Here is a 26,664-nt window from a genome sequence, read left to right on the forward strand (position 1 = left end):
CCGGGGGAAATCGGGGGCTATCCCCAGTGTCGCGTACGGGTTCCACTGCCTACGGTGGCGTCATGGACGCCCGCGACCCTGAGATGAAAAAAGAACTGTCCGCCACCTTGCAGGCGCGCAAGGACCTGGGGGCGGAGTACGAGTCGGAACTGGTCGACTCGTTCATGGACAAGATGGCGGAACGCGTGGACAGCCGCGTCGAGCAGCGGGTGCGCCGTGAGCTCGCGCAGCAGCAGACGTCGTTCGCCCGCGCCGACCGCAGGCCCTCGATCGGCCCGCCGCAGCCCAACGCCCGCTTCGCCCGCTACGGCTTCGCCGGCTTCACCATGATCGCCGCGATCCCGCTGTCCGCGATCGGCGCGGTCAACGCGGGCGCCGGCGGCCTGTTCATCACGTGGGCCGGCATCGTCGGGGTCAACGTGGCCCAGAGCCTGGGGCAGATCTTCCGGCCCGCGTCCCGGCAGCAGGAAAAGGACGACTGGTCGTAGCCGCGGCGCCGCCGCGCGCCGAAGGGCGGGGCGGGGACGGCGTCGGGATCGGGATCGAACGTGGGGTTGGGCGGGAACCGCCGCACCCCCGGGTCAGCGCCCGGGGGGCGGGACGACGGCGGTTCCCGCCGGGACGCGGGCCGGGCCGGGGCCGGGCCGTGCGCGTCCGGGCCACCACGGATCCGGGAGCCGCTCCGGAAACCCTGGTGCCACATCCACTCGCCGCCCCGGCCCGTGCGCTCGGCCGGTGCGACACCACCCAAGGTGCCGGAGCCGTGTTAAGCCCGTGCTGCGGGTGCGTGTCGCGGATGTACCGTTTCCGCGAATCCGGCGGGCGCGCACCGACCGGCGGGCGCGCGCCGACGAGCGGGCGCGCGCCAACCGTCCCGGGCCGCCCGCCTCAAGGCGCGTTGTCCCGGCCGCCCGTCTCAGCCGCCCGTGTGCCCGGCCAGGAAGGCCAGCAGGTCCTGCCTGCTCACCACGCCCGTCGGCTTGCCCTCCACCAGCACGATCGCCGCGTCCGCGTTCTCCAGTACGGCCATCAGATCGCCCACCCGCTCCCCGGAGCCGACCTGCGGCAGCGGCGCCGACATGTGCTTGTCCAGCGGGTCCCGCAGGTCGGCGCGCTTGGTGAACAGCGCGTGCAGCAGCTCCCGCTCCACCACGGACCCCACCACCTCGGCGGCCATCACGTCCGGGTGGCCGGCGCCCGGCTTGACCACCGGCATCTGCGAGACGCCGTACTCGCGCAGCACCTCGATGGCCTGGCCGACGGTCTCGTCCGGGTGCATGTGCACGAGGTTGGGGATGTCGCCCTGCTTGTGGGCGATGACGTCGGCGACCCGCGCCTCCCCCTCGCCCTCGTCGAGGAAGCCGTGCGAGCTCATCCACTCGTCGCTGAAGATCTTCGACAGGTAGCCGCGGCCGCTGTCCGGGAGGAGGACGACCACCACGTCGTCGGGACCGAGCCGCCGGGCGACCTCCAGTGCCGCGACCACGGCCATTCCGCAGGAGCCGCCGACCAGCAGCGCCTCCTCCCGGGCCAGCCGCCGGGTCATCTGGAAGGAGTCCTTGTCGGACACGGCCACGATCTCGTCGGCGACGCCGCGGTCGTAGGCGGCCGGCCAGAAGTCCTCGCCGACCCCTTCGACCAGGTACGGCCGGCCCGAGCCGCCGCTGTAGACCGAGCCCTCGGGGTCGGCGCCGATCACCTGGACCCGGCCGCCGCTGACCTCCTTGAGGTACCGCCCGGTGCCGGTGATGGTGCCGCCGGTGCCCACGCCCGCCACGAAATGGGTGATCCGGCCGCCGGTCTGCTCCCACAGCTCGGGCCCGGTGGAGCGGTAGTGCGCCAGCGGGTTGTTCGGGTTGCTGTACTGGTCGGGCTTCCAGGCGCCCGGCGTCTCGCGCACCAGCCGGTCGGAGACGTTGTAGTACGAGTCGGGGTGCTCGGGCGCCACCGCCGTCGGGCAGACGACGACCTCGGCGCCGTAGGCCCGCAGCACGTTGATCTTGTCCGTGGAGACCTTGTCGGGGCAGACGAAGACGCAGCGGTACCCCTTGCGCTGGGCGACCATGGCCAGGCCCACGCCGGTGTTGCCCGAGGTGGGTTCCACGATGGTGCCGCCCGGCTTCAACTCGCCCGACGCCTCGGCGGCCTCGATCATGGGCAGCGCGATGCGGTCCTTGACCGACCCGCCCGGGTTGAAGTACTCGACCTTGGCCAGGACCGTAGCCTGGATGCCCTCGGTCACGCTGTTGAGCCTCACCAGCGGGGTGTTGCCGACGAGGCCGATCATCGAGTCGTGAAACTGCACCGTGTGTCTCCGGGTTCTCCGTGATGGTGGGGCCAGCCTAGGCCGTGCCCGACTCATCCCGCCTGTCCCGCGGCGCCCCTGCCGCGGCCTCGGGGCCGGGGCGCGGGGCCGGGGCGAGGGCGCGGGGCCGGGGCGAGGGCGCGGGGCCGGGGCGAGGGCGCGGGGCCGGGGCGAGGGCGCGGGGCCGGGGCGAGGGCGCGGGGCCGGGGCGAGGGCGCGGGGCCGGGGCGAGGGGGCCGACGCGGGCGCGGGCGCGAAACACGGACGCCGCGGACAACGTTGACGTTGCTGAAACGGTCCGGCGGGGCACAGGTTCCCTACCGGGCCGCTCCGGGACGGTCCCGGGTACCCGAAGGAGGTGACCTGCTCGATGTCGAGGGCGAGGGTGGCACGGCGGATCGCGGCCGCGGCGGCGTTCGGCGGCGGCGGGATCAGCCTGCTCGGCGGGGCGGCGATCGGGGTGCTGCTGACGGAGGCCCGGCTGGCCAAGCGGAGCGTGGGCGGCTCGGCGGACGCGCCGCCGCGGGCCGACGGGCGGTACGGATCGGCCTTCGCGCACCACACCGAGGAGCCGGAGCTGGTCCTGGCGATGGTGGGCGACTCCACGGCGGCGGGACAGGGCGTGCGCCGGGCCCGCGAGACCCCGGGCGCGCTGCTGGCCTCGGGCCTGGCCGCGGTCGCCGAGCGCCCGGTGCGGCTGATCAACGTGGCACTGCCCGGCGCCCGATCGAGTGACCTGGCCCGGCAGGTCGACCTGCTCCTCGACCCCGCCGCGACGCCCCCCGACGTCGCCGTCATCATGATCGGAGCCAATGACGTCACCCGCCGCATGCCGCTGGCCACCTCCGTGCGCCTGCTCTCCGACGCGGTACGCGCGCTGCGCGCGGCCGGCACCGAGGTGGTCGTCGGCACCTGCCCCGACCTGGGCACGATCGAGCCGGTCTACCAGCCGCTGCGGTGGCTGGCCCGCCGGGCGAGCCGCCAGCTGGCGGCCGCGCAGACGATAGGCGTGGTGGGCCTCGGCGGGCGGACGGTCTCGCTGGGCGACCTGCTGGGACCGGAGTTCGAGGCGCGGCCGAGGGAGCTGTTCGGCCCGGACAACTACCACCCCTCGGCGGAGGGCTACGCGACGGCGGCGATGGCGGTGCTGCCCACGCTGTGCGCGGCGCTGGGGCTGTGGCCGGAGGCCGACGAGCGGCCGGACGCGCGGCGCGGCGAGGGCTTCCTGCCGGTCGCCGAGGCGGCCGTGGAGGCGGCGGCCGAGGGCGGTACGGAGGTCACGCCGGCCCAGCCGGCCGCCGGCCCGCGCGGCCGTTGGGCGCTGCTCAAGCGGCGCAGGCGCCGCCCGCTGGACCGGGAGGCCGCGGCGGCCGACACCGAGGCGGCGATCGAGGACACGGCGCACGAGTCGGCGTGAGCACCGTTCGGGCTCACGCCGCGAGCGCGTCCGCGCGAGAGGCCGACCCGCGCCGCGCCGGAGGCCGGCCCGGCGGCGCGGTGGCACACTGGGGTAAGCAAGCGCTCAGAAAGTAGCCCGCATCACAGTGTGCGTCTGCTGACGCCCTCCGCTACGTGCGGGTAACTTCCCAGAGAGTCCCGAACGCCCCGCAGCCCGCCGAGGAGTGCCGCGATGCCCGAAGCAGTCATCGTCTCCGCCGCCCGTTCGCCCATCGGGCGCGCCTTCAAGGGCTCGCTGAAGGAACTGCGCGCCGACGACCTGGCCGCCACCATCATCCGCACGGCGCTGGACAAGGTGCCGCAGCTCGACCCGCACGACATCGACGACCTGATGCTCGGCTGCGGTCTGCCCGGCGGCGAGCAGGGCTACAACCTGGCCCGTATCGTCGCCGTCCGGATGGGCATGGGCCACCTGCCCGGGTGCACGGTCACCCGCTACTGCTCCTCCTCGCTGCAGACCACGCGGATGGCGCTGCACGCGATCAAGGCCGGCGAGGGCGACGTGTTCGTCTCGGCCGGCGTCGAGATGGTCTCGCGGTTCACCAAGGGCAACTCCGACAGCCTGCCGGACACGATGAACCCGCTGTTCGCCGACGCGATCGCGCGCACCCGGAAGCGCGCCGACGAGGGCGCCGCGGATTGGCACGACCCGCGCGAGGACGGTCTGCTGCCCGACCCGTACATCGCCATGGGCCAGACCGCCGAGAACCTGGCGGCGTACAAGGGCGTCACCCGGCAGGAGCAGGACGAGTTCGGGGTGCGGTCGCAGAACCTGGCCGAGGAGGCGCTCAAGAAGGGCTTCTGGGAGCGCGAGATCACCCCGGTGACGCTCCCGGACGGCACGGTGGTGGCGAAGGACGACGGCCCGCGCCCCGGCGTCACCATGGAGGGCGTGGCGGGCCTGAAGCCGGTCTTCCGCCCCGACGGCACGGTCACCGCGGGCAACTGCTGCCCGCTCAACGACGGCGCCGCGGCGCTGGTCGTGATGTCGGACACCAAGGCGCGCGAGCTCGGCATCACCCCGCTGGCCCGGGTGGTCTCCACCGGGGTGTCCGCCCTGTCCCCGGAGATCATGGGTTACGGCCCGGTCGAGGCCTCCCGGCAGGCGCTGAAGCGGGCCGGCATGGCGATCGGCGACATCGACCTGGTGGAGATCAACGAGGCCTTCGCCGCCCAGGTCATCCCGTCCTACCGGGACCTGGGCGTCGACCTGGACCGGCTCAACGTCAACGGCGGCGCGATCGCCGTCGGCCACCCCTTCGGCATGACCGGCGCCCGCATCACCGGCACGCTCATCAACAGCCTGCAGTTCCACGACAAGCAGTTCGGCCTGGAGACCATGTGCGTCGGCGGCGGGCAGGGCATGGCGATGGTGATCGAGCGGCTGAGCTGACGGATGAGCCGACGGCTGAAGTGACGGCTGAGCGGAGGGAGCCGACGGCCCGAGCGACGGACAGGTCCGTGGCCGGGCCGGCGCCGCCCACCGCGCGCCGGGCAGTGTGACGCAAGTCGCAACGAAATCGCCCCCGGGTTGTGATCTGACCCGGGGGCGCGTTGTTTGCGCAGCTCAGCGCGGGCGTGCCGGGACGCGTCAAGAGCCTTGAAGCGGACAGTTCATGACTTTCCGCACTGCGGGGGTCGGGGGTTTACCGGCAGAGTGAGGGGAGGGACAAGTTTGGCTCGCCCTCCGGGTGGGCATCGCACGGGTCGCGTCAGTCGGGAGTACGTCAGTGAGTGCCAACTTCACCGTCCTGCTGGTCGCCGCTGGGATCGCGGTGGCCGCGGGCACGGCCGCCCTGGTCAGCGCCCGGGGTGTGCGCCGGGAGCTGACCGCGCTGTGCCAGGAGCTGGCGGGGCTGCGCGGCGGTGTGCCGGGCCCGCGAGGCGCGTCCGCCGGGGAGATCCGGGCGGCGGTGGCCGAGGCGCTCGCCGACGAGCGGGAGCGCGAACTCGCCGAGGCGCGCGCCTTCTGGGCCGAGCAGGAGGCCCGGGACAGCGCGGGTGAGGGCACGTTCTTCCGCGGCGGCCTGTACGGCTCGTCCGGCGATCCGGCCGCGGACGCCACGGCCGGCTACGAGGTCCCGCCGGTCCTGCCCTATCTGCCCCGCCAGGCCGACTTCGCCGGGCTTGAGCCGGAGCCGCCGGAGGCGACCGTCCCGGCCCCCGGCTCGATCCCGCACCCGGTGGGCCCCGACTTCGTCCCGGCCCCGGTCGTCGCCTCCCAGGACCAGACCGCGGACCGCCTCGCCGACCTGGCCGACGCCCGGATCCCGCTCTCCGACGTCCGCCCCGGCCCGCTGGGCACCCTCGACGTCTACGTCTTCGCCGACGGCACCACCTTGTGCATGACCCCGGGCCACCGCGAGACCGCTCTTCGGCTGTCCGCCGCCCTCGACCGGGGCGAGGTCCCGGTGCTGCGCGGCGGGTCCGCGATAGCCGGGGCGTACGCGCTGACCTTCGCGTACGGCGAGGAGAGCGTCTACGTGCTGGCCGACCGCGTGGTCGCCTCGCTCTAGCGGCCCGCCGCCCGCCGCCCCGTCGGCCGGCCGCTCGGCCGGACCCTCAGCCGACTTCCCTGGCCGTCCGCGCCAGCCGCTCCAGCGCCTCGGGGAGGACCTCGGGAGCGCGGTCGGGTACGGCACGCAGGGCCTCGGCCAGGTCGTGGCCCGCCACGGCGAGCTGGTCGCCGACCACGAAGACACCGTCGTCCGGGATCTCGTACGGCTCGCGGCCGGGAAACTCCAGTCGCTGGGCCCGATGGGAGAGCCAGCGGGCCAGTTCCAGCCCCTGCGCGGCGGCTCCGGCCTGCAGCCGGCGTTGCGGGAGTGACCGCAGTCGCCCCGCGAGGCGGTTCACGGCGGTGTGCAGCGCTGCGGTGTCGGGCATGGCAGCGACCCTACCGGGAAGCGTCCGCGCCCCTCGCGGACCCGCGAGCACGGCGGTACCACCCCTCGCACCGATATCCGCACGTCCGGGATGGTTGCCAATACCCCACGACTCGGGCACGGTGGGGTAACCGGACCACATACCGGAGGCGCCGATGTCCCAAACGCACTTCTCCGACGAAACCCACCGGAACCTGCTCGACCGTATCCCCTCCTGCACGGGCCGCGAGATCAGTGACTGGCTGCGCGCCGTCGCCGACGGCCCCTCGTTCCTCCGCTTCGACGAGAAGGTGAGCTGGCTGCGCAGCGAGCACTCCCTCTCCTACGGCCACGCCAAGGCCCTCGTCCACGAGTACGACCTGCGCCGGGCCGCGCGGAACCTGCAGTAGCCCGGCCCCGGCCCCACCACGGGCCCGTAACCCGATCCCGGAACCGATCCCGATCCCGACCACGGAACGCGGACGCCGGAACCCGACCCGGAACGCCAAGTCCGCGACGCGGAGCCCGTGACCCGGATCCCCCTCCCTCCTTCATCCTTCGCACACACGCCGCGGGCCGCCCGGGAAGCGCGAGCTTCGGGGGCGGCCCGTTCGGCGGCGGCCGGGAATGCCGGCACTACACGGAATCAGGAATCGCGCAGGATGGCGATCAGCCGCAGGAGTTCGAGGTAGATCCACACCAGCGACAGGGTCAGGCCGAACGCGGCCAGCCAGGACTCGTCGCGCGGTGCCGCGTGGCGGACACCGTCCTCGATCTGGCGGAAGTCCAGGGAGAGGAAGAACGCGCCCAGGCCGATGCCGACGAGGCAGAAGACGATGCCGAGGCCGCCGGTGCGCAGCCCGAGGCCGTCGGCGTTGCCGAACGCGGCGAACACCAGGTTGACCAGCATGGCCAGGACGAAGCCGACGGCGATGGCCAGACCGACCCGCTGGTAACGCGCGGTGACCCTGATGAGCCTGGTGCGGTACGCCACGAGCATGCCGGCGAAGACCGCCACCGTGCCGAGCACCGCCTGCACGGGCGCGCCCTGCCACGCCTCGTTGTAGAAGCGGCTCAGCACGCCGAGGAAGACGCCCTCGAAGACCGCGTAGCCGAGGATCAGGGCGGGCACGGCGGTGCGCTTGAAGGACTGCACCATGGCCAGCACGAAGGCGATCAGCGCCGCGCCGTACGCGAAGCCGACGCGGTCGTGCAGCGCCGTCCAGCCGATCACGACGCCCACCACGACCGTGCCGAGCGTCATCGCGGTCCGCACGACGACGTCGTCCATCGTCATCCGGCCGGTCCGGTCCGGGCCGGCGGCCGGGGCCGCGTAGAGCTCCTCCATCTGCTCGGGGGTGAGCGAGTGCGGTTGCTCGTACGGGTTGCGCGGCGGCTGGGCGTACGGATTGCCGCTGGGTCCCGCGTACGGGTCGCCGCCCCGCGCGGCGCCGGGCGCGCCGAAGCCCGCGTAGGCGTCCCCGCGGGTGAAGCCCCGCCGGGAGAAGACCGGGTTGCTGCTCCTCATCTCACTCCTCCAAGGCCGCGTCGCGCGGCCGGTGCTCAAGAGTCGCCTCAAGAGTAATGGCCCGGCAAAGTGGCCGGTCCGCGCCCCAGGGAGGGTTTTCCCCCGTCGGGAGCGGTCAGTCACGCCTGCGGCGGAACGGTCCGCGCCGGGGCCTGCCCCCAGCGGCCCGCGCCGGCCCGCGTCACGTCCCGTGAACGCTCCTCGGCGTCCTCCGGTTCCGGGGCCGCCCGGCCCGCTGCGGCCGGCCCGCCTCGCCCGCCTCGCCCGTCTCGGCGGTCCCGGCGATCCCGGCGGCCCCGGCGGGCTCGGCCCGTCGGCGCCGGGGGGCGGACGCGCGCCGGCAGTGCGCTGCCCGCGCGCCAATACGCGGTGGACGCCGGCACCGCGGCGCGGTATCACTGGAGAGTGCAGACGAACACGCGTTCGAACATCAGGGAGCAGGCGACCCCCAGGGAGCAGGCCATGCCACGCCCCGACCACACCCGAGCGCTGCACGCGGCCCTGCTCACCGCCGCGCGCGGGCTGCCGGTCATCCCGCTGTCCCGCACGAAGCTGCCCGCCGTCCGCTCACCGCACCGCGACGAGCCGCGGACCACCACCTGCCGGGGCGAGTGCGGCCTGCCCGGCCACGGGGTGCACGACGCGACCACCGACCCCGCCCGGATACGCGCCCTGTTCGCCGTCGCGCCGTGGGCGACCGGTTACGGCGTCGCGTGCGGCCTCGACCCGTACCACCTCATAGGCCTGGACCTCGACGTCAAGCACGGCTACGACGGGGTCGCCGCGCTCCGCCTGCTGGCCGGGACGCAAGGGTTCGCACTGCCGCCGACGGTCACCGTGCTCACCCCCAGCGGCGGGCGCCACCTGTGGTTCACCGCCCCGGGACCGGTGCCCAACTCGGTGGGGCGGCTCGGCCCCGGCATCGACGTGCGCGGCGCCGGCGGCTACGTCGTCGGACCCGGCTCGCGCACGGTGGCCGGCCGCTACCTGCTCGCGCCCGGATCCGGGCACCGCACCCTCGCCGAGGCCCCTGCCGCGCTGCTGCGGCTGGCCACCCCGCCGCCGCCACCGCGCCCCCCGGCAGCGGCGGCCCCGCGCCACCCGGCCGAAAAGCGCGCGGCCGCGCTCGTCCGGTTCGTCCTGGATTCCCACGAGGGCGAGCGCAACGGGCGGCTGTTCTGGGCGGCCTGCCGCGCGTACGACGCAGGACTGGGCGACGCGCTGGCGCCGGCTCTGGTGACGGCCGCGGTGCACACCGGGCTGAGCGAGCGGGAGGCGGCCGCCACGGTTGCTTCCGCCGGGCGGCTGAGGGCCTCCGCTGAGCCCTGATTGTGCCCGGAGCCGGACTCGAACCGGCACGCCCCCTCGGGGCAGCGAGGTTTAAGCTCGCCGTGTCTGCGTTCCACCATCCGGGCCGGCGGGGCGCAGTGAAAGCGTATCCGTGTTGGGCATCGCCAACAGGGCCGCCAAGTAGCCATGTTGTCTTATTTTAGGGGTTACTGACGCTCCATCAGGAGGTCCCCCACCGGCCTCGGTGCACGGCAGACGCCTATGACAGCAGCATCGGCCCTCACGGTCCCCTCACTCACAAGTGACGTGAAATCGCTCTCCGCAATCGATGGTTTCCAGCCGTCCGGGCGCCGGACACGTCCCATTACGTGCATAAATCCAAGCGCGCGGACGGCCGGAAAGCGGATGGCACCCGTCCGGAATGCGCCGGGAAACCGGGCCTGGGGCCTTCGGCGGACTCAGGAAACCCAGAAAACCCAGAAAACCCAGAAAGCTCAGAAAAACCGGGAAGCACAGGAAACCCGGGAAACCCGGAAACTCAGGAGAGCCACGCGCCGCGGGTGCGCGGCATCCCTGACGTCCCGTCAGCGTCGGTGGCCACCGCCAGCACCTGGTTGACGCCGATCCGGTTGCGCTCGAAGGACACCGCGGAGGCCGCCATGTAGAGCCGCCAGACCCGCGCCCTTCCCTCGCTGGTCGCCGCGGCGGCCCGGGCCCAGTGGGACTCCAGGTTCCGCACCCAGGCCCGCAGGGTCAGCGCGTAGTGCTCGCGCAGCGCCTCCACGTCGCGCACCTCGAAGCCCGCGTCCTCCAGCCAGGAGACGGTGGCGCCGACCGGCGCGAGCTCGCCGTCCGGGAAGACGTAGCGGTCGATGAACTCGTCGATCCGGTACGCCTCCTCGTCCGCCAGCGGGCGCCGGCCGATCTGGTGGTTGAGCAGGCGTCCGCCCGGCCGGAGCAGGGAGTGCAGCGTGCGGGCGTACTCCAGGTAGCGCCGCGATCCGACGTGTTCGGCCATGCCGATGGACGAGATCGCGTCGTACGGGCCGTCCCTGACGTCGCGGTAGTCCTGGACCCTGATCTCCACCCGGTCGGCCAGGCCCGCGTCGGCGACCCGCTTGCGGGCGTAGGCGGCCTGCTCGCCGGACAGCGTGACCCCCGTGGCGCGCACCCCGTAGTGCTCGGCGGCGTGCAGCACCATCGAGCCCCAGCCGCAGCCCACGTCCAGGAGCCGCTGCCCCTCGCGCAGGCCGAGCTTGCGGCACACCAGGTCGAGTTTGGCGTACTGGGCCTCCTCCAGCGTGGTGTCCTCCTCGCGCCACAGCGCGCAGGAGTACACCATCGACGGGCCGAGCAGGAGCGCGTAGAAGTCGTTGCCCACGTCGTAGTGGTGGGCGATGGCCGCCTTGTCGCGCCGCTTGGTGTGCGCGATGCCGGTGCGCCGGCGCACCTCCTCGGGCGGCGGCGCGGGCGGCAGGCCGGGCCGCCCGAGGGCGAGCAGGGTGCGCAGGGACCGGTAGGTGGCGGGGTCGCGCAGCGTTCCGGCCAGGCGGCGCGCGGTCTCGGCGGTGGTGGCGGTCGGCTCCTCGCGCTCCCAGACCAGGCCGGACAGCATGTCGAGGGCCGTGTAGAGGTCGCCTTCGATCTCCAGGTCACCGGCGACCCAGGCGCGCACCAGGCCGAGTTCGCCGGGCCGCCACATCATCCGGCGCAGGGCCCGGCGCCGGCGCAGGACGAGCACGGGTGCGCCGGGGGGCCCGGCCTCACTGCCGTCCCAGGCGCGCACCCGCAGCGGGAACGGTGTCGAGAGGGCGTGTTCGGCGAGTTCACGGAGTCGGAAAGCCGCGTCAGCCATGGTCCGAGCGTACGACTCCCCGCGCGCGCCGCCACGTGAATCCACCGAGCGGGTACACGTACTCACCCCGGAAGGACGCGCACGTCACGCCTCGCCACACGGGTTTCGCGGGAATCCGCCCGAAAGCGCGAAGGGCGCCCGCACCACGGATGGCGGGCGCCCTTCGGGCGGAGCGTCACAAGGGACGCGGTGCCGGACGGCGGGCGCCGCCGTCAGGACGCCGCGGCCTTCTCGGCAGCCGGCTGGTTGTCGCCGGCCTTACGCGGGGACGGGGCCGACACGGCAGCGGCCGCCACGGCGGTCGCCGGAGCCGGGCGGGCGGCCTCGTAGAACTCCTCGCGGGGGTTCTCGATGGCGCCGAGCGAGACGACCTCGCGCTTGAGGAACATGCCCAGCGTCCAGTCGGCGAGCACCCGGATCTTGCGGTTCCAGGTCGGCACGGCCAGGCCGTGGTAGCCGCGGTGCATGTACCAGGCGAGGCGGCCCTTGAGCCGGATCTTGGTCTTCTTGCCGAGCACGATCATCGCGACGCCCTTGTGCAGGCCGAGCCCGGCGACCGCGCCCTTGTTGGCGTGCCGGTAGTCGTGCTGCGGGAAGCCGCGCATCCCCGAGATCACGTTGTCGCCGAGCACCTTGGCCTGGCGCAGCGCGTGCTGCGCGTTCGGCGGGCACCAGGCGCCCTCGCCGGAGGCCAGGTCCGGGATCTGGGCGTTGTCGCCGGCCGCCCAGATGTAGTCGGTGCCCTTGACCTGGAGGGTGGCCGCGGTGTCCACGTGACCGCGCGGGCCGAGCGGCAGGCCGAACTTCGCCAGCGCCGGGTTGGGCTTCACGCCCGCCGTCCAGACGATGGTGGAGGCGTCGACCTCAAGACCGTTGGCGAGCACCACGTGCTTGTCGACGCAACTCTTCAGGGAGGTGCCCAGGTAGACCTCGATGCCGCGCTCGCGCAGGTGCTCCAGGCCCCAGGCGCCGAGCTGCGGACCGACCTCGGGCAGGATCCGGTCGGCGGCGTCGACCAGGATGAAGCGCATGTCCTCGCGCTTGACGTTCGGGTAGTACTTGGCCGCGTCGCGTGCCATGTCCTCGACCTCGCCCACGGTCTCCGCGCCGGCGAAGCCGCCGCCGACGAAGACGAAGGTGAGCGCCTTGCGCCGGACGTCCTCGTCCGTGGTGGAGTCGGCCTTGTCGAGCTGCTCCAGGACGTGGTTGCGCAGCGCCATGGCCTCCTCGACGCCCTTCATCCCGATGCCGTTCTCGGCCAGGCCCGGGATGGGGAAGGTGCGGGAGACCGCGCCCAGCGCGATCACCAGGTAGTCGAAGGGCAGCTCGTAGGACTCGCCGACGAGCGGCTCGACCAGCGCGACCTTGCGGTCCTGGTCGATGGTGGTGACCCGGCCGGTGAGCACCTCGGCCCCGGGGAGCACGCGTCGCAGCGGGACGACGACATGCCGCGGGGAGATGCTGCCTGCTGCGGTTTCGGGGAGGAAGGGCTGGTACGTCATGTACGAGCGCGGGTCGACGACCGTGACGGTCGCCTCGCCGTACCGCATCTTCTTCAGGATGCGGCGCGCCGCGTACAGGCCGACGTAACCGCCGCCTACAACGAGGATCCGTGGACGCTCCGTGGTGCTCATGCTTCGAGTATCCAGCACGGGCGAGGGCCCACCTCGTGAGGGGCTTCACAAGGTACTGGACACCCTGTGCTATGCTGCGCCCCCACATGACCAGGGGGTACGCCCCCGGCCGGGGCCGCGGGAGCGCTCACGTCGTTACACCCCGCCCTGAGCAGCACCGTTGATTCGGAGCCGGATCGGCGATGGCCGGTACGGGAGGCCGCGGGGCCACCGACCGCCTGCAGATTCCAGGGGAATTGGCGCGGCAAGCCTTCGAAACAGCAGCGTCCGGCCGGGAACTTCATGTGAAGAGTTTCACAAAGGTTTTCGGCGGCTCGCCATTCGGACATCCGCCGACCGCGGCGAACCCGCTCACCAGGAACGAACCGACCTCGGACGAGCACCGCGCAGGCGGACCCGGCAGGGTCCACGCGTGCGGCGCGGGCGATCCCGCCGGGGTCCGCCCGCGCCCCGTTCACGCGCCTCGCGCCGCGTAGTACGCGATCCCGTCGAGGATGTCGTGCTCGCTCACCACGACCTCCGTGGCCCCGGTCCGCTCCATGACGCGCAGCAGCACCAGGGCGCCGGCGGCGATCACGTCGACCCGGCCCTCGTGGATGGCGCCCATCGCCGCCTTCTGCGCGTGGGTGGCCGTCAGAAGCCGTCCGCTGATCTCCCGGACCTTCTCCAGCGGCACCCGCGAATGGTGGATCGCGGAGGAGTCGTACTCGGCCAGGCCCAGCGCGAGCGCGGCGACGGTGGTGACCGAGCCGGCCAGGCCGACGAGGGTGCCGGCCCGGTCCAGCGCGACCGTGCGGGCCGCCTCGTCCAGCGCCGCGTCGATGTCCGCGGTCATGGCGGCGACCTGCTCCTTCGTGGGCGGATCGGCCAGGACGCCACCGTGCACCAGGTGCCGCTCGGTCATCCGCACGCAGCCGACGTCCACGGAGCGGGCGGCCGTCACGCCGTCCTCCCCCAGCACGAACTCGGTGGAGCCGCCGCCGATGTCGACCACCAGGTACGGGGGCCGCAGGCCGTGCCCGCCGGTCAGTTCGCGGGTGGCGCCGGTGAACGAGAACTCCGCCTCCTGGGCGCCGGTGATCACCTCCGGCTCGACGCCCAGGATCTCCACGACACCGCGCACGAACTCGTCCCGGTTGTCCGCGTCACGGGAGGCGGAGGTGGCCACGAACCGGGTACGGGCGGCCGGCACGCCGTACTCCCGTATGACGCCCGCGTACTCCCGGCAGGCCGCGAAGGTGCGCTCCAGCGCCTCGGGCGCCAAGCGGCCGGTGCGGTCGACGCCTTGGCCGAGCCGGACGATCCGCATCCGGCGGTCGAGGTCCTTCAGCTCCCCGGTGTCCGGGTCGAGGTCCGCCACCAGGAGGCGGATCGAGTTCGTGCCGCAGTCGACGGCGGCGACGCGCATGGTCACGCCCTGTCCCCCTTCTCCGGCCGGGTCCCGGCCCGGTCCTGCGGTCGGCTGTGCTGAGGCTGCTCGTCCCGCGGCTGGTCGTCGTGCGGCTCGGCGTCGCGGGGAACGCAGGGGCCCTTCGCCCACCAGTCCGGCAGCATGGCGACCGTCTCGTCGCCGAGCGGGTTGACGCCGGGGCCGGCCGCCAGGGAGTGGGCGGCCAGGACGTGCAGGCACTTGACCCGGTCGGGCATGCCGCCCGCGCTCGGGAAGCCCTCCAGCACCTCGATGGCGTCGCGGCGGGCGATGTAGTCCTCGTGGGCGGCCCGGTAGGCGGTTGCCAGCGGCGGGTCCTCGGCCAGCCGGGCCGTCATCCGCTTCATCACGCCGTCCGCCTCCAGGGTGCCGATGGCGGAGGCGGCACGCGGGCAGGTGAGGTAGTACAGCGTCGGGAAGGGCGTACCGTCCTCCAGCCGGGGCTGGGTCTCCACCACGTCCGGGTTGCCGCACGGGCAGCGGTGGGCGACCGCGCGCAGGCCGCGCGGGGGGCGGCCGAGCTGGGCGTGCACCGCGGCGATGTCCGCGGCGGAGGCGGGTTCGGCGTGCGGGGTGGGATGCGCTTGGTTGTCCATGGGCCGTTCTGCGTGAGGTCGGGGGGCGGGCCGCCGGGGCGCCTTGCGGGGTCCTGGCGGGTCCTGACGGGGTCCTGGCGGAGGGCGCGGCCTACGTTGCGGTCGGGCGCGGCGGCCGGGCGCGGCGGTTGCCGGGTCAGCGGGCGCGGGCCGCGCTCGGAGCGCCGGCCGCGTCGGCGCGGTCGACACCGTCCCACAGATTGTCGTACCACGGGCGGCCGGCTGCGGCCTGGTCGCCCTTGCCGGGGGTGGCGGTGTCCGAGCTCGGGGCGGGACCGCCGGCCATCGAGTAGCCCGTCTCGCCGGGCAGGACGTAGTGGAGGTGCTCGCGGGCCTGGGCCCTTACGAAGTCGGGGTCCTGCCAGCGGGCCTTCTCCTGGCGCAGCTGCTCCACCCGCTCCTTGGCGCGCTGGGCGGCCTTGCGCTGGTCGGCGATGTCGGAGCGCTGGGCCACGTACTGGCGCATCGGGTACGCGAGGGCGACCACCAACGCGCAGACGACGAGGGCGAGCAGGGCGGCGCGGCCGGTGAGCTTGTTGCGCCGGACCGCGCCGGGAGCCGGGGGCCGGCCCGGTCCCTGCCGGGGCAGGCCCGCGGCACGGTAGACCCGCGCCTGCGCCTCCTGGCCGATCGCCCTCAGCCTGGCCGCGGTGGAGAACCGGTCCGCCGCCCCCATGCCGTGCCTCCCCTCGCCGTGGGCGAGTCCTGCGTCGTGTCCGTGCGTCGTGTCCCCGCGCGGTGCGCGTGCGCCGTGCTCGTACGTCGTGCCCGTACGTCGTGCCCGTACGTCCCCGCTCACGGTACGGGACCGCGCGCGGGGACGTACGGAGGCGGGGTGGTTCAGCCCTGGGGCGGTTGAGCCCTGGGGCTGGTTCAGCCCTTGAAGCGGGGGAACGCCGAGCGGCCGGCGTACACCGCCGCGTCGTCCAGGATCTCCTCGATGCGCAGGAGCTGGTTGTACTTCGCCACTCGCTCGGAACGGGCCGGGGCGCCGGTCTTGATCTGGCCGCAGTTGGTGGCGACGGCCAGGTCGGCGATGGTGACGTCCTCGGTCTCGCCGGAGCGGTGCGACATCATGCACTTGTAGCCGTTGCGCTGGGCCAGCTCGACCGCGTCGAGAGTCTCGGTGAGCGAGCCGATCTGGTTGACCTTGACCAGCAGCGCGTTGGCGGTGCCGTTGTCGATGCCCTTCTGCAGGCGCTCGGGGTTGGTGACGAACAGGTCGTCGCCGACGAGCTGCACCTTGGTGCCCAGCTTGTCGGTGATGGTCTTCCAGCCGTCCCAGTCGTCCTCGAACAGCGGGTCCTCGATGGAGACCAGCGGGTACGAGGCCACGAGCTCCTCGTAGTAGTCGGTCATCTCGGCGGCGGTCCTGCTCTGGCCCTCGAACTGGTAGGCGCCGTCCTTGTAGAACTCGGAGGCGGCGACGTCCAGGGCGAGCGCGATGTCCTGGCCCGGGGTGTAGCCGGCCTGCTTGACCGCCTCGATGATCAGGTCCAGCGCCTCGCGGTTGGAGCCCAGGTTCGGCGCGAATCCGCCCTCGTCGCCGAGGCCGGTGGACAGGCCGCGGGACTTCAGCACGGCCTTGAGGGTGTGGTAGACCTCGGCACCCCAGCGCAGGGCCTCGGAGAAGGACTCCGCGCCGATGGGGGCAATCATGAACTCCTGGATGTCGACGTTGGAGTCCGCGTGCGAGCCGCCGTTGAGGATGTTCATCATCGGCACCGGCAGGACGTGCGCGTTCGGGCCGCCGAGGTAGCGGAACAGCGGCAGGTCGGAGGCCTCGGAGGCGGCGTGGGCGACGGCCAGGGAGACGCCGAGGATGGCGTTGGCGCCCAGGCTCGACTTGTCGGGAGTGGCGTCCAGGTCGAACATCGCCTGGTCGATCAGCCGCTGCTCGGTGGCGTCGTAACCGACGAGCTCCGGACCGATCTGCTCGATCACGGCGAGGACAGCCTTTTCGACGCCCTTGCCCTGGTAGCGGTTCTTGTCGCCGTCGCGGAGTTCGAGGGCCTCGAAGGCGCCGGTGGACGCACCGGACGGGACGGCCGCACGGCCCGTGCTGCCGTCATCGAGGCCGACCTCGACCTCGACGGTGGGGTTGCCTCGCGAGTCGAGGATTTCCCGGGCTACGACGACGTCGATGGACGGCACGTTGTCTCCTTCTGAGATGTCTTCTCTGCTTTATCGGGACGAGCCTAACCGTCCGCGGCTCCGGGACAGGCCGTCGGCCCGGCCCCTGAGACGGAAGTACCCCGGCCGGGCACGCTCGGGGGAGTGGCGTGCCGGCCGGGGTGGCGCCGGACCTCGGTGAAGGCGCTGGACCTCAGTGAAGGCGCTGGACCTCGATGAAGGCGCGGGACCTCAGTGAAGGCGCAGGTGCTGGCCCGGGTAGATCAGGTTCGCGTCCTTGACCGTGTCCTTGTTGAGCTCGAAGAGCTTGTGCCAGCCGCCGGCGACGTGGTGCGCCGCGGCGATCCTGGACAGCGTGTCACCGGAGCGGACGACGTAGCTGCCGTGGCCCTTGGCGTAGTGCGTCCAGGTCCGGGTGCCGTTGGCGGCCGCCGTGCTCTTGGCCGCGGTGCTCTTCGTGGACGCGGTGCTCTTCGTGGACGACGAGCTGGAGCCGCTGCTCGCGGCGGTGGAGCTCGACGAACCGCCGGTGTTGATGGCGGGGGCGGGGCCGCCCGCGGTCAGGCCGCCCGCGGCGGCGCAGCTCCAGGCGCCGGGACCCTGCATGGCGAGCAGCTTCTCGGCGACGGCTATCTGCTGGTCCTTGGTGGCGAGGTCGGCGCGCGGCGCGTACTGCAGGCCGCCGGCCGCTTCCCAGCTCGACTGCGAGAACTGCAGTCCGCCGTAGTAGCCGTTGCCGGTGTTGATGTGCCAGTTGCCGCCGGACTCGCACTGGGCGACCGCGTCCCAGGTGGCCACGGAGGCGGCGGAGGCGGTGCCGGCGCCGATCAGCGGAACGGCGATGGCGGTGCCGGCGATCCCGGCGACGGAGGCAAGACGGACAAGCGTCTTCCTGGAGGCACGACGGTGCTTGGCCATGGTTGTGTGTGTCCCTCACCGACGCCTGCGAGGTGAGCTGTCGGGTTCGGACGTGAGCTGCCCGGCCGGTGCCGCGTCCCGCGGCGCTTCGGCTTCACCCCGAGCCGGACCGGGGGTTCGTACGTCCCGCAGCGGCGTGTGCTGTCCGTTGCTGCTGCTCGGCGTACGGACCCGGACGGTCCGGCGGAAGACTTTGGGTCCCCCGCTCCTGCCTGCGGCGCTCTCGCGTCGACTGTTCCCGTCGGCCGGCGGCAGGACTCGGCGTTCCGGCCTCGACGGGGCTCGCTGTGGCGAGCGAGACGACGGTAAGCACAGGACGCCGAGGAGAACAAACACTCGCGTTTTGGGCGCCAACTCCGGCCGGTCGGCCATCGGGTGGGCATCACCGCAGGTCGGAGGGGTCGGTTTCAGCGCTCCGCGAGCGGACGGTCACGCGCTCCGACGAGAGCCTTGTCACATCTTCGCAACGGCGGCGCGGGCGGTACGTCCGGTTTGTCTCCTCGGCGTCAACGAGCCGCGCGTCAGCCGAGATTGAGGATCTGTCCCGGTTTGATGAGATTCGGATCGTCGCCGATGGCGCCATGGTTGGCGTCGTACAGGTGCCGCCAGCCACCCTCGACGTGATGCGTCGCCGCGATCCCGGACAGCGAGTCGCCGTGGTCCACGGTGTACGAGTCCGTGCCGGATGACGACGAAGTGTCCGCTTCACCGCCATTGTTGGCGTTCGCGCCGCTACCTGGCACGCCGGCCGAATCGTCCACTGCGGCCACCGAGTAGATGTGGGTACGGGTCGCCTGGTCGGCCGCGGCAAGTTGCTCGATGGTGGGGCTGTAGGGCTTGGCGTGCCTGCCAGTGCTCGGGGTGGCCGAGGGGTCGGTGGGGTCCTGGGTGGTGGGAGTGCCCGAGGTGTCCGAGGTGCCCGGGGCGGCCGTGCCGCCGGGACTGCCGGCCGTGCCGGTCGCCGCCGGCGATCCGGGCGTGTCGCCGGCCGGAGCCGTCGGCCCGCCGGGCGCGGCGGAGCCCGTGGCGGGAGGGGTGGCGGACGGGGAACTCGGGGTCGCCGTCGGAGTGCTCCCGGTCGGCGCGGTGGGGCTCACGGGAGTCGTCGCCGGCGGTGCGGTGTGCTCCGCGCCGGGGACGGTGACCGTGGGGGCGCCCGGCACGGCCGGCGGGGTGTACGTCGGAGCCGGGGGGACGGGCGTGCTCGGCGCCGGGCTCGGCGTCGCCGTGTCACCGGGGTCGACGCTGGGCGGCGCGGTGTCCTTGAACAGTCCGGTCTTCTTCTCGCAGCCCGGCCAGGCGTCGGGGCCGATGTCGGCGAGGATCTTCTGCGCGACGGCTATCTGCTGCGACCGGGAGGCGAGGTCGGGGCGCGTGGCGTACACGTCGCCGCCGTACTCGTCCCACGTGTCCTGCGTGATGGCCAGGCCGCCGAAGAAGCCGTTGCCGGTGTTGGCACTCCACAGGCCGCCGGTCTCACAGGCAGCGACCTTGTCCCAGGTGCTGTTGTCCGCGGCGTGCGCGCCGGCGGCGCCCAGCAGCGGCAGCGCGATTCCGGCGCCGGTGGCGGCCACGGTGACCACCGCGGCGGGTGCCTGGCGGGGCCGTCGGTGCCGGCCGTTCCCGGACGTGAGCATGAAGTCGCCTTCCGTCAAAGCCGTACGCGCCCGTGCGGGCCGCATCTTGTGCGCGGCCCTCGCCCGCCGTTGCGGCGCGGCGCGTCCCGCGAGCCCTGGTTCCTCGCGTTGACCGCAGAACGTAGCGGGATTGCCCGGCGGATCACAAGCCGATGTAGCGATCATCACGTCACGGTCACGGAGCCGACGACGCGTCACTTTCTGTGCTGGGCCTCGGGGGTGAACTCCACAGGCAGTGTCCGCAGACCCCGCATGATCAGGCCGCCGCGCCACCGCAGTTGGTCCGGATCCACGGCGAGCCGCAGATCCGGCAACCGTGTCAGCAGCGTCGCCAGCGCGGTCCTTGCCTCCAGCCGGGCCAGCGGCGCCCCCAGGCAGTAGTGGATGCCGTGGCCGTACCCCAGGTGCGGGTTGTCCCGCCGGCCCAGGTCGAGCGTGTCGGGTTGCGCGAACCGCTCCGGATCGCGGTCCGCCGCCGCCAGCACCACCAGTACCGGATCCCCCGCCGCGATCTCCTGCCCGCCGATGGACATCGCGACGGTGGCGTACCGCCATGTGGCCAGCTCCACCGGGCCGTCGTACCGCAGCAGTTCCTCCACCGCCGTACCGAGCAGCCCGCTCTCGCCGCGGGCCAGCGACTCCTGGAGCTCGGCCCGCCGGCGCGGGTGGCGCAGCAGCGCGTGCATCCCGTTGCCGATCAGGTTGACGGTGGTCTCGAACCCGGCGAACAGCAGGATGAACGCCATCGCCGCCGCCTCGTTCTCCGTCAGGTGCTCGCCGTGGTCACTGGCCCGGATCAGGCCCGAGATCAGATCGTCCCCGAGGTCGCCGCGCTTACGGTGGATCAGCTCGACCAGGTACGCCCGCATCCGCTTCACCGACCGCGCCACGCCGCCCCGGGGCCCGCCGCCCTGCCCCGGTTTCCGGTGGCGCATCATCATCCCGGCCCAGTCCCGGAAGTCGTCCTGGTCCTCGGCCGGCACCCCCAGCAGGTCGCAGATCGCGTAGATCGGCAACGGGAACGCGAACTCATGGATCAGGTCCGCCTCTCCACGCCGTGCGAACCCGTCCACCAGCCGGTCCGTCAGCTCCTGTACCCGCGGCCCGAACTCGGCCACGCGCCTCGGCGTGAACGCCTTCGACACCAGCCGCCGCAGTCTCGTGTGGTCCGGCGGATCGATGTTCAGCAGATGCGTCATCAGGTCCGCGCTGCGCTCCCCCGGGATCCCCGTCTTCCTCCTGGCGCTCCCCTCCTCCGCGTGATGCACCGGATTCTTGCTCAGCCTGGCGTCCGCCAGCGCCTGCCGCGCGTCGCCGTAGCGGGTGACCAGCCATGCCCCCACCCCGCTGGGCAGCACCGTCCACCGCACCCCCGCGTGCTCCCTCAGCCAGGCGTACGCCGGGTACGGGTCGGTGGCGTGCTCCCACGTGAACAGCTCCGGCCCGGCCCCGCCGCCGGATCCGTGGCTGTCGGGCGAGCGGCCGGCCGTGCTGCTGCCCGCCGCCGGTACGGAGTCGGTGCCGGCCGGCCCGGGATCGGTGCCGGCCGCCCCCGGGCGAGGGCCGACCGGAGTGGGATCGGCGCCAACCGGAGTGGGATCGGCGCCGTCCGGGCCGGAGCGGCCGGCCGGCGGGTGAGAACGGGCGTGGGGGTGGTTCATCCCCCGACCGTATCCGCAGGCCGGCCGGCTCCTTCCGCGGCCACCGCCGCCGCCAGGGCGTCCCGGGAGAGGCGGTCGGCCTGCCTGGTGGTCTCCGGCAGCCGGTAGCGGGCCATGGACAGGACATGCGCCGTGACGGTCGGCAGATCCACCAGGTGACCGGTGGAAACGTAGACCGGCTTGACGCCGTCCTGGGTGCGCAGGGCGCGGCCCACTGTTTCGCCCCCGTCGGTGAGGTCGGCGTACGCGCCCCGGTGCGACCCGAGCGCCGCAGGGCCGTAGCCGCCCGTGAACGGGGTCTTGGCGACACCCGCCGTTGGCAGCCCGGTGAGCACCCCGAGGTGGCAGGCCAAACCGAACCGGCGCGGGTGAGCCAGCCCGTGGCCGTCGCAGAGCAGCAGGTCCGGCGTGACCCGCAGCGCCCGCAGCGCCTCCACCAGCACCGGCACCTCCCGGAAGGCGAACAGTCCGGGTATGTAGGGGAACGTGGTCCTGGCGGTGGCAGTCGCCCGCTCCACCACCTCCAGGGTCGCGGTGTCGACGACGACCACGGCGGCCGCGACCAGGTCCCCGGTACCCCGGCCGTCCCCCGCGTAGGCGACGTCCAGCCCGGCGACGTGCCGTGGCCTCGAAGGGCCGGGCCCCCGGTGGTCGGCCAGCGGCCGCAGCCTGTCCTGCAACGCCAGCGCCTCCTCCCGCCCCGTGGGCCAGGCGTACGGAACGTCGATGCGCACGACGCCCCCTACCAGGGCCCGGGATCGTCCGCCGCGAACCCGTCCGGCCCGCGGTCCGCGACGCCCCCGTCGGCCACCCCCGCCCCGGCGGAGCTCGTACGGCCCGGTCCCGGCTCGTCCGCGGCTATGTCCTCCCAGGCCGTCGCCACCGCCTCCCCGGGGACACCGGACACGTCCTCGGCTCCTCCGCCGATCGCGCTGCCGCCGGCGTGCGCGGCCTCCGCGGCCCGTATCGCCTCGCGGTAGCGGCGCGCGGCGTGCCGCAGGGCCGCTTCGGGGTCGATGCCGGCGGACTGCGCGGCGGCCGCCTCGGCCAGCAGGTGTTCGCCCAGAGCGGTCTCGTCGTCGTAACGGGGCACGGACGGTGCGGGCGGGAGGGGCAGACCCGCTCCTCGGGCGCGCGCGGCGAGCTTGGCGCCCAGTGCGAGGGCGGGTGAGGCGAGCGGGATGCCGTCGGTCACGGATTCGCGGGCCTTCTCGACGCCCTTGAGCCGTATCCAGTTCGCCTGCACCTGCTCCGGTGTCTCGGCGACCTCGTCCCCGTAGATGTGCGGGTGCCGGTGGACGAGCTTTTCGACGAGCCCGGCCGCCACGTCGTCGATCCCGAACGGTGCCTCCGGGTCGCCCTGCGCGATCGCTGCGTGGAAGACGACCTGGAGCAGGACGTCGCCCAGCTCCTCCCGCATGGCCGCGCGGTCGCCCTCCTCGATCGCCTCGACCAGCTCGTACATCTCCTCGATGCCGTACTTCGCCAGCTCCCCGTGGGTGCGCAGGCTGCTCCACGGGCACTCCGCCCTGATCCGGTCCATCACCTGCACCAGGTCGAGCAGCCGGGCGCCCGGCAGGTCGTAGGAGCCGGGCAGCAGCTCCAGGTCGGGCATGGCGACACGGCCGGAGCCGCCGAGCCGTGCCAGTTCGTCCGTGACCGCCTGATCGGCACCGCCGGAGGGCGCGACGTAGACGACCGTGCGCCGGCCCGCGGTCGCCTCAGCCAGCTCGCGCCCGCCCGGTGCGGCGACCTCGACCCGTATCCCGGCTTCCCTCAGGTAGGGCAACTGGGGATGGTCCGGATCCGGGCACACCACGAGGTCGGCGTCCCTCAAGGTCTGCCAAGCGGGCCAGGAGAGCTGGCCGGGCGCGACCCGGTGGCTGGTGGTGAGCAGTACCAGCCGTCCGGGGGCCACCGCGCCCGTTCCGTCGTCGTCCGTCTCTTTCATGTCTCGAACGTACCCCGGACCGCCGACGCCCCGCGGCCCCGGAACCTCCAGCCTGTGGATAACTTCCGGCGTCGCGGGAATTGCCTGGTCGGGCGGGGTGCGAGGATCCCTCGGCGCGCTCGGTGACGCTTCGGGATCAGGCCGACCCGTCGGCCGCGGTGACCGCCGGCGTCCGGTCCACGACCCACGGGTCCGTGGCGTTGCCGATGATCGCCTTCTTCGAGTCCCAGGCCCCGTACCGCGGGTTGATCCGCACGCCCAGCGACTTGGCGGTCCTGGAGATCGCGGCCACCACCGCGGCGTTCCCGTTGTCGCTGCCGGGCTGGTACCCGAGTTGCGTGATGAGCTTGTTGACCTCGACGTTCGTGCGGAAGAAGTCGTCGATCCCCGAGGGCACGACGCCGTACTGAGCGAGGAGCTGCTGGTCCAGTTGCGCCTCGTTGCCACCGAACTGCTGCAGGGCCAGGGCGTGGTCCTGCTGCGTCTCGCCGGCGCTGACGGTGACGCCGGCGTCCCGGGCCGCCTTGCCGATGACCTCGTTCTGAACGAGCATGCTCAGCATCTGCGAGGGCAGCTTGCCGCTGTTGTCGACCAGCTGGGCGCCCTGTGGGATCTTCTGTTCGGCCGTCCGTACCTCGTCGACCCGCGACTGCAGCGCGGACACCGTGATCCGGTGGTCACCGACCACGGCGGCGGCGCCGGCGTGGGTCGGGCCCGATCCGCACGCGGTCAGGGCCGGCGAGGCGAGCAGCAGCCCGGCTGCGGCGATCGAGACGGCGGCGGTACGGCGGCGGACCATGGTGCCTCCCGGTAGGGGAACGCTGGAATACGAGCCTCACGATGCGTGCAGATGATCGAGCACGAGGATATTGAGGCCGGGCCGCCGATATCCAGCACTCCGTGCAACGCGATCGCGCCAGGCGCCGCGCCGCCGCTCAGTCCGCGCACTGCGCGAGCATCGCCTGCTTGTCCGCGGCCGTGACCGGCAACTGGTATTTCAGCGAGACCTGTGCGATCCGCACCGCGTAGGAACAGCGGATCTGCTTGTTCGGCGGCAGCCAGGACGCCGCCCCCGAGTCGCCCTTGGCCTCGTTGGACGGGCCGTCGACCGGGATGAGGTTCAGCGGGTCGTTGGCTATCTGCTCGCGCTTGGTCTTCGCCCAGTGCGCGGCGCCCATCTGCCAGTCGTAGGACAGGGGCATCACGTGGTCGATCTGGACCGTGGTCGCCTTGGCCTTGGTCCAGTGGATGACCCGGCCCGTGTACGGGTCGTCGAGCGTCATCGACGTCACCACGCAGTTCGACCCGGAGCGGTACGCCAGACCCTGCCCGTCGCGTTTGAGGACGTCGTCACGGGTGTCGCAGCCGTTGTGGGCGAAGGGGACGCCGGGCACGCCGTCCATCCAGGCGTATCCGAACTGGTCGCGGCTGTAGCCGGTCTTGGGCCCGCGTCCCTTCGTCGCGACCTTGCCGATGAGCGTCCGCGCCTTGGCACGGTCGGCGGACGCTATGGGCGCCAGGCCCGGCTTGGTCCCGTCCGGATTGTCGAGCGGGCTGACCGCGTGGCCGTCGCCGGCCACCGGGCCGCTCGACGCCGTCCCGGTCCCGCTGCCCGGGTCGGCGCCCTTGCCCGTTCCCACCGTGGTGTCCTTGCATCCCGCCACGCCGAGCGCCGCGGCCAGCATCGCGGCGCACGCGATCGCGCGGGTCGTCCGAGTGTCCATGAACCCACCCCGCTTCCTCGTCATTTGATGTGTTCCTGCCCACCCTCGCGGCCCTTACGACGCGTTCGCGCACGCGGTACCCCCATCGGGGGCCCGGGTGCGGACAAGCGCGCGAGTGTGTCGGACAAAAGTACGGGGTCTTCCGCCGGCCCGCGTCCGGCTGACGGCGCCCCGGCGGCTACCCCTGGACCTGGCCGAGCCAGGCAAGGGTGCGGCGGATCTCCGCCGCGAAGGGGTGGTTGGGTCCGTGAACGCGCTCCGCGTCGTACAGCAGCCGGGTGAGCACGTCACGGGCGCCGGGCCGGTCGCCCATGGACAGCAACAGGTGAGCGATACGGCGGCGGATGTCCAGCGGAAGCGCGGGGTCACCGGCCGCCCACTGCTCGAAGTACGGCAGCAGCACCCGGTACTCGGACAACGCGGCGACGGTGTCGCCGAGTTGTTCCAGGCATTGGGCCGCCTCGTAACGGAACCGCAGCGCCTGCCGGTCCGCTCCCCCGTACTGGAGCGCGAACTCCTCCGACAGCCGCCGCAGTTCCGGCAGCGCCCTGCGGTACTGGCCGTCCTCCATCAGCGTCGCCGCGTACTGCTTGCGCAGCGTCCGCAGCACGGGTGAGTGCTCGCCGTGCCTCTCCGCGGCGGCCGGGATGATGCCGCCGAGCAGGTCGACGGCCTGGGTGATCCGGCCGGCGTCGAGCAACCGCTTGACCTCGTCGACCGCGCCGGCCAGGTCGGGACCCGAGGGGGCGGGAGTCGAGGCGGCGGGAGCCGGCGGGGCAACCACCTGTGCGGGTACGGCGGACGGCTCTGCCACGGGCGCGGTGGCGCGGTCGGGCCAGGGCGCATGCGGGCGCAGGAACGGGCGGGTCGGGTCCATCGGACCGAGCGGCGGGTGGTGGGCGCTGGGAACGGGCAGCAGCGCGGCCAGTTCCCGGTGGACGTCCTGCGCCCCGGCCGGACGGTGCTGCGGGTCCTTGGCCAGCAACCGCAGCACCAGCGCCTCCAACGGCTGCGGCACCTCGGGCCGTACCTGCCGCACCGGCAGCGGCGCCTCGTACAGGTGCCGGTGCAGCACACCCAGAGCGGTCGCCCCTGCGAACGGCACGTGCCCGCTGAGCAGTTCGTGCAGCAGCACCCCGAGGGCGTACAGGTCCGTACGCGGCCCCACGGTGCCGCCCATCGCCTGCTCGGGGGCCATGTAAGCGGGGCTGCCGATCGGCGAACCGGTGTGGGTCAGGCGGGTGGTGTCGGTGTCCATGACGGCCGCGACGCCGAGGTCCAGCACGGTGACCGTGCCGTCGGGGCGGACGATCACGTTGCGCGGCTTCAGGTCGCGGTGCACGATCGGCACGGCGTGCACCGCGGTCAGCACCGCGCACAACTGCGCCGCAACCGCGACCGCCCACGGCCACGGGTACGGGTCGTGCTCGGCGAGGTGGTCACCGAGGTCGGCGCCCTCCACGTACTGCATCACCAGGTACAGGTCGTCGCCGTCGGCACCCGCGTCGTGCACGGTGACCAGCCCCGGGTGATCGACCTGGGCGGTGACACGGCATTCGCGGTCGAAGCGGCGGCGCAACTCCTCGGCCTCGTCGCCGGCCGCCACCTTGTCGGGGCGCAGCAGCTTGACGGCGACCCTGCGGTCCAGCCTCCGGTCGTACGCGGTCCACACCTGGCCCAT

22 protein-coding genes, 1 tRNA gene and 1 pseudogene are annotated in these 26,664 nt (G+C 73.2%); 6 read left to right on the forward strand and 18 right to left on the reverse strand.

Going from position 1 to position 26,664, the window contains the following annotated elements; translation table 11 throughout:
• Positions 1–62 precede the first annotated feature (62 nt).
• On the forward strand, positions 63–488 hold the full coding sequence (locus K7G61_RS04375; RefSeq protein ID WP_225845256.1) for a hypothetical protein: 426 nt from the start codon (positions 63–65) through the stop codon (positions 486–488).
• A 428-nt stretch (positions 489–916) separates the two neighbouring features.
• Here K7G61_RS04375 and K7G61_RS04380 read toward each other — a convergent pair whose 3' ends face one another.
• Complete coding sequence (locus tag K7G61_RS04380) at positions 917–2,305, reverse strand: cystathionine beta-synthase (RefSeq protein ID WP_225845257.1); 1,389 nt, start codon at positions 2,303–2,305, stop codon at positions 917–919.
• Between the two features lie 370 nt (positions 2,306–2,675).
• Between K7G61_RS04380 and K7G61_RS04385 the strand changes: the two genes are divergently transcribed.
• The 3 genes from K7G61_RS04385 (at position 2,676) to K7G61_RS04395 (ending at position 6,279) form a co-directional block, all read left to right on the forward strand.
• Positions 2,676–3,722 carry an SGNH/GDSL hydrolase family protein gene (locus K7G61_RS04385; protein ID WP_225845258.1) on the forward strand — a complete coding sequence of 349 codons (1,047 nt, stop codon included), beginning with the start codon at positions 2,676–2,678 and terminating at the stop codon, positions 3,720–3,722.
• A 213-nt stretch (positions 3,723–3,935) separates the two neighbouring features.
• Complete coding sequence (locus tag K7G61_RS04390) at positions 3,936–5,156, forward strand: acetyl-CoA C-acetyltransferase (protein WP_225845259.1); 1,221 nt, start codon at positions 3,936–3,938, stop codon at positions 5,154–5,156.
• Positions 5,157–5,493: 337 nt separating this feature from the next.
• Positions 5,494–6,279 carry a hypothetical protein gene (locus tag K7G61_RS04395; RefSeq protein WP_225845260.1) on the forward strand — a complete coding sequence of 262 codons (786 nt, stop codon included), beginning with the start codon at positions 5,494–5,496 and terminating at the stop codon, positions 6,277–6,279.
• 46 nt (positions 6,280–6,325) lie between these two features.
• On the opposite strand, the gene K7G61_RS04400 is transcribed toward K7G61_RS04395, so the two are convergent.
• Positions 6,326–6,649, reverse strand: coding sequence for a hypothetical protein (locus K7G61_RS04400; RefSeq protein WP_225845261.1), 324 nt, complete (start codon positions 6,647–6,649; stop codon positions 6,326–6,328).
• 154 nt (positions 6,650–6,803) lie between these two features.
• On the opposite strand from K7G61_RS04400, the gene K7G61_RS04405 reads away from it, so the two are divergent.
• On the forward strand, positions 6,804–7,037 hold the full coding sequence (locus tag K7G61_RS04405; protein ID WP_225845262.1) for a DUF4287 domain-containing protein: 234 nt from the start codon (positions 6,804–6,806) through the stop codon (positions 7,035–7,037).
• Positions 7,038–7,273: 236 nt separating this feature from the next.
• Here K7G61_RS04405 and K7G61_RS04410 read toward each other — a convergent pair whose 3' ends face one another.
• Positions 7,274–8,155 (reverse strand): Bax inhibitor-1/YccA family protein, encoded by an 882-nt coding sequence (locus K7G61_RS04410; protein ID WP_225845263.1) that lies wholly within the window; start codon positions 8,153–8,155, stop codon positions 7,274–7,276.
• A 462-nt stretch (positions 8,156–8,617) separates the two neighbouring features.
• On the opposite strand from K7G61_RS04410, the gene K7G61_RS04415 reads away from it, so the two are divergent.
• Positions 8,618–9,484, forward strand: coding sequence for a bifunctional DNA primase/polymerase (locus K7G61_RS04415; protein ID WP_225845556.1), 867 nt, complete (start codon positions 8,618–8,620; stop codon positions 9,482–9,484).
• A gap of 3 nt (positions 9,485–9,487) precedes the next feature.
• Here the strand turns inward: K7G61_RS04415 and K7G61_RS04420 are convergent.
• The 15 genes and pseudogenes from K7G61_RS04420 to K7G61_RS04495 form a co-directional block, all read right to left on the reverse strand.
• Positions 9,488–9,570 (reverse strand) — tRNA-Leu (locus K7G61_RS04420).
• Between the two features lie 413 nt (positions 9,571–9,983).
• Entirely contained in the window at positions 9,984–11,300 is a 1,317-nt protein-coding gene (locus tag K7G61_RS04425; RefSeq protein WP_225845264.1) for a cyclopropane-fatty-acyl-phospholipid synthase family protein, read from the reverse strand.
• A gap of 212 nt (positions 11,301–11,512) precedes the next feature.
• Positions 11,513–12,934, reverse strand: a complete 1,422-nt coding sequence (locus K7G61_RS04430; RefSeq protein ID WP_225845265.1) for an NAD(P)/FAD-dependent oxidoreductase — start codon at positions 12,932–12,934, stop codon at positions 11,513–11,515.
• A gap of 454 nt (positions 12,935–13,388) precedes the next feature.
• Entirely contained in the window at positions 13,389–14,342 is a 954-nt protein-coding gene (locus K7G61_RS04435) for a Ppx/GppA phosphatase family protein (RefSeq protein ID WP_225845557.1), read from the reverse strand.
• 2 nt (positions 14,343–14,344) lie between these two features.
• A complete protein-coding gene (locus K7G61_RS04440) occupies positions 14,345–14,959 on the reverse strand; it encodes a DUF501 domain-containing protein (protein WP_225845266.1) in 615 nt (204 codons plus the stop codon).
• A 136-nt stretch (positions 14,960–15,095) separates the two neighbouring features.
• The gene (locus K7G61_RS04445; protein ID WP_225845267.1) at positions 15,096–15,635 is read right to left on the reverse strand and encodes a septum formation initiator family protein; all 540 of its coding nucleotides are present in this window, start codon (positions 15,633–15,635) and stop codon (positions 15,096–15,098) included.
• A 197-nt stretch (positions 15,636–15,832) separates the two neighbouring features.
• Positions 15,833–17,113, reverse strand: a complete 1,281-nt coding sequence (gene eno / locus K7G61_RS04450) for a phosphopyruvate hydratase (RefSeq protein WP_225845268.1) — start codon at positions 17,111–17,113, stop codon at positions 15,833–15,835.
• Between the two features lie 210 nt (positions 17,114–17,323).
• Positions 17,324–18,010, reverse strand: a complete 687-nt coding sequence (locus tag K7G61_RS04455) for a transglycosylase family protein (RefSeq protein WP_225845269.1) — start codon at positions 18,008–18,010, stop codon at positions 17,324–17,326.
• Between the two features lie 521 nt (positions 18,011–18,531).
• Entirely contained in the window at positions 18,532–19,647 is a 1,116-nt protein-coding gene (locus tag K7G61_RS36845; protein WP_308190587.1) for a transglycosylase family protein, read from the reverse strand.
• A gap of 194 nt (positions 19,648–19,841) precedes the next feature.
• A complete protein-coding gene (locus K7G61_RS04470) occupies positions 19,842–21,308 on the reverse strand; it encodes a cytochrome P450 (protein WP_225845270.1) in 1,467 nt (488 codons plus the stop codon).
• On the reverse strand, positions 21,305–22,042 hold the full coding sequence (locus K7G61_RS04475) for an endonuclease V (protein WP_225845271.1): 738 nt from the start codon (positions 22,040–22,042) through the stop codon (positions 21,305–21,307). Before K7G61_RS04475 ends, K7G61_RS04470 begins: the two co-directional genes overlap by 4 nt.
• A 218-nt stretch (positions 22,043–22,260) precedes the next feature.
• Positions 22,261–23,259 (reverse strand): annotated as a pseudogene (locus K7G61_RS04480) (nucleoside triphosphate pyrophosphohydrolase); the annotation flags it as partial.
• A gap of 136 nt (positions 23,260–23,395) precedes the next feature.
• Entirely contained in the window at positions 23,396–24,058 is a 663-nt protein-coding gene (locus K7G61_RS04485) for a SurA N-terminal domain-containing protein (protein WP_225845272.1), read from the reverse strand.
• Between the two features lie 136 nt (positions 24,059–24,194).
• On the reverse strand, positions 24,195–24,983 hold the full coding sequence (locus K7G61_RS04490; protein ID WP_225845273.1) for an HNH endonuclease family protein: 789 nt from the start codon (positions 24,981–24,983) through the stop codon (positions 24,195–24,197).
• A gap of 178 nt (positions 24,984–25,161) precedes the next feature.
• Positions 25,162–26,664 (reverse strand): protein kinase, encoded by a 1,503-nt coding sequence (locus K7G61_RS04495; protein ID WP_374204067.1) that lies wholly within the window; start codon positions 26,662–26,664, stop codon positions 25,162–25,164.

The sequence above is a fragment of the Streptomyces sp. HPF1205 genome, from assembly GCF_020400825.1.
In the GTDB taxonomy this organism is placed as follows: Bacteria; Actinomycetota; Actinomycetes; order Streptomycetales; family Streptomycetaceae; genus Actinacidiphila.

Excerpts from the sequence above, each read along its gene's own strand:
- K7G61_RS04375 (WP_225845256.1), top strand. The coding sequence starts at position 63 with ATGGACGCCCGCGACCCTGAGATGAAAAAAGAACTGTCCGCCACCTTG.
- K7G61_RS04385 (WP_225845258.1), top strand. The coding sequence starts at position 2,676 with ATGTCGAGGGCGAGGGTGGCACGGCGGATCGCGGCCGCGGCGGCGTTC.
- K7G61_RS04390 (WP_225845259.1), top strand. The coding sequence starts at position 3,936 with ATGCCCGAAGCAGTCATCGTCTCCGCCGCCCGTTCGCCCATCGGGCGC.
- K7G61_RS04400 (WP_225845261.1), bottom strand. The coding sequence starts at position 6,649 with ATGCCCGACACCGCAGCGCTGCACACCGCCGTGAACCGCCTCGCGGGG.
- K7G61_RS04405 (WP_225845262.1), top strand. The coding sequence starts at position 6,804 with ATGTCCCAAACGCACTTCTCCGACGAAACCCACCGGAACCTGCTCGAC.
- K7G61_RS04410 (WP_225845263.1), bottom strand. The coding sequence starts at position 8,155 with ATGAGGAGCAGCAACCCGGTCTTCTCCCGGCGGGGCTTCACCCGCGGG.
- K7G61_RS04415 (WP_225845556.1), top strand. The coding sequence starts at position 8,618 with ATGCCACGCCCCGACCACACCCGAGCGCTGCACGCGGCCCTGCTCACC.
- K7G61_RS04425 (WP_225845264.1), bottom strand. The coding sequence starts at position 11,300 with ATGGCTGACGCGGCTTTCCGACTCCGTGAACTCGCCGAACACGCCCTC.
- K7G61_RS04430 (WP_225845265.1), bottom strand. The coding sequence starts at position 12,934 with ATGAGCACCACGGAGCGTCCACGGATCCTCGTTGTAGGCGGCGGTTAC.
- K7G61_RS04435 (WP_225845557.1), bottom strand. The coding sequence starts at position 14,342 with ATGCGCGTCGCCGCCGTCGACTGCGGCACGAACTCGATCCGCCTCCTG.
- K7G61_RS04440 (WP_225845266.1), bottom strand. The coding sequence starts at position 14,959 with ATGGACAACCAAGCGCATCCCACCCCGCACGCCGAACCCGCCTCCGCC.
- K7G61_RS04445 (WP_225845267.1), bottom strand. The coding sequence starts at position 15,635 with ATGGGGGCGGCGGACCGGTTCTCCACCGCGGCCAGGCTGAGGGCGATC.
- K7G61_RS04455 (WP_225845269.1), bottom strand. The coding sequence starts at position 18,010 with ATGGCCAAGCACCGTCGTGCCTCCAGGAAGACGCTTGTCCGTCTTGCC.
- K7G61_RS36845 (WP_308190587.1), bottom strand. The coding sequence starts at position 19,647 with ATGCTCACGTCCGGGAACGGCCGGCACCGACGGCCCCGCCAGGCACCC.
- K7G61_RS04470 (WP_225845270.1), bottom strand. The coding sequence starts at position 21,308 with ATGAACCACCCCCACGCCCGTTCTCACCCGCCGGCCGGCCGCTCCGGC.
- K7G61_RS04485 (WP_225845272.1), bottom strand. The coding sequence starts at position 24,058 with ATGGTCCGCCGCCGTACCGCCGCCGTCTCGATCGCCGCAGCCGGGCTG.
- K7G61_RS04490 (WP_225845273.1), bottom strand. The coding sequence starts at position 24,983 with ATGGACACTCGGACGACCCGCGCGATCGCGTGCGCCGCGATGCTGGCC.
- K7G61_RS04495 (WP_374204067.1), bottom strand. The coding sequence starts at position 26,664 with ATGGGCCAGGTGTGGACCGCGTACGACCGGAGGCTGGACCGCAGGGTC.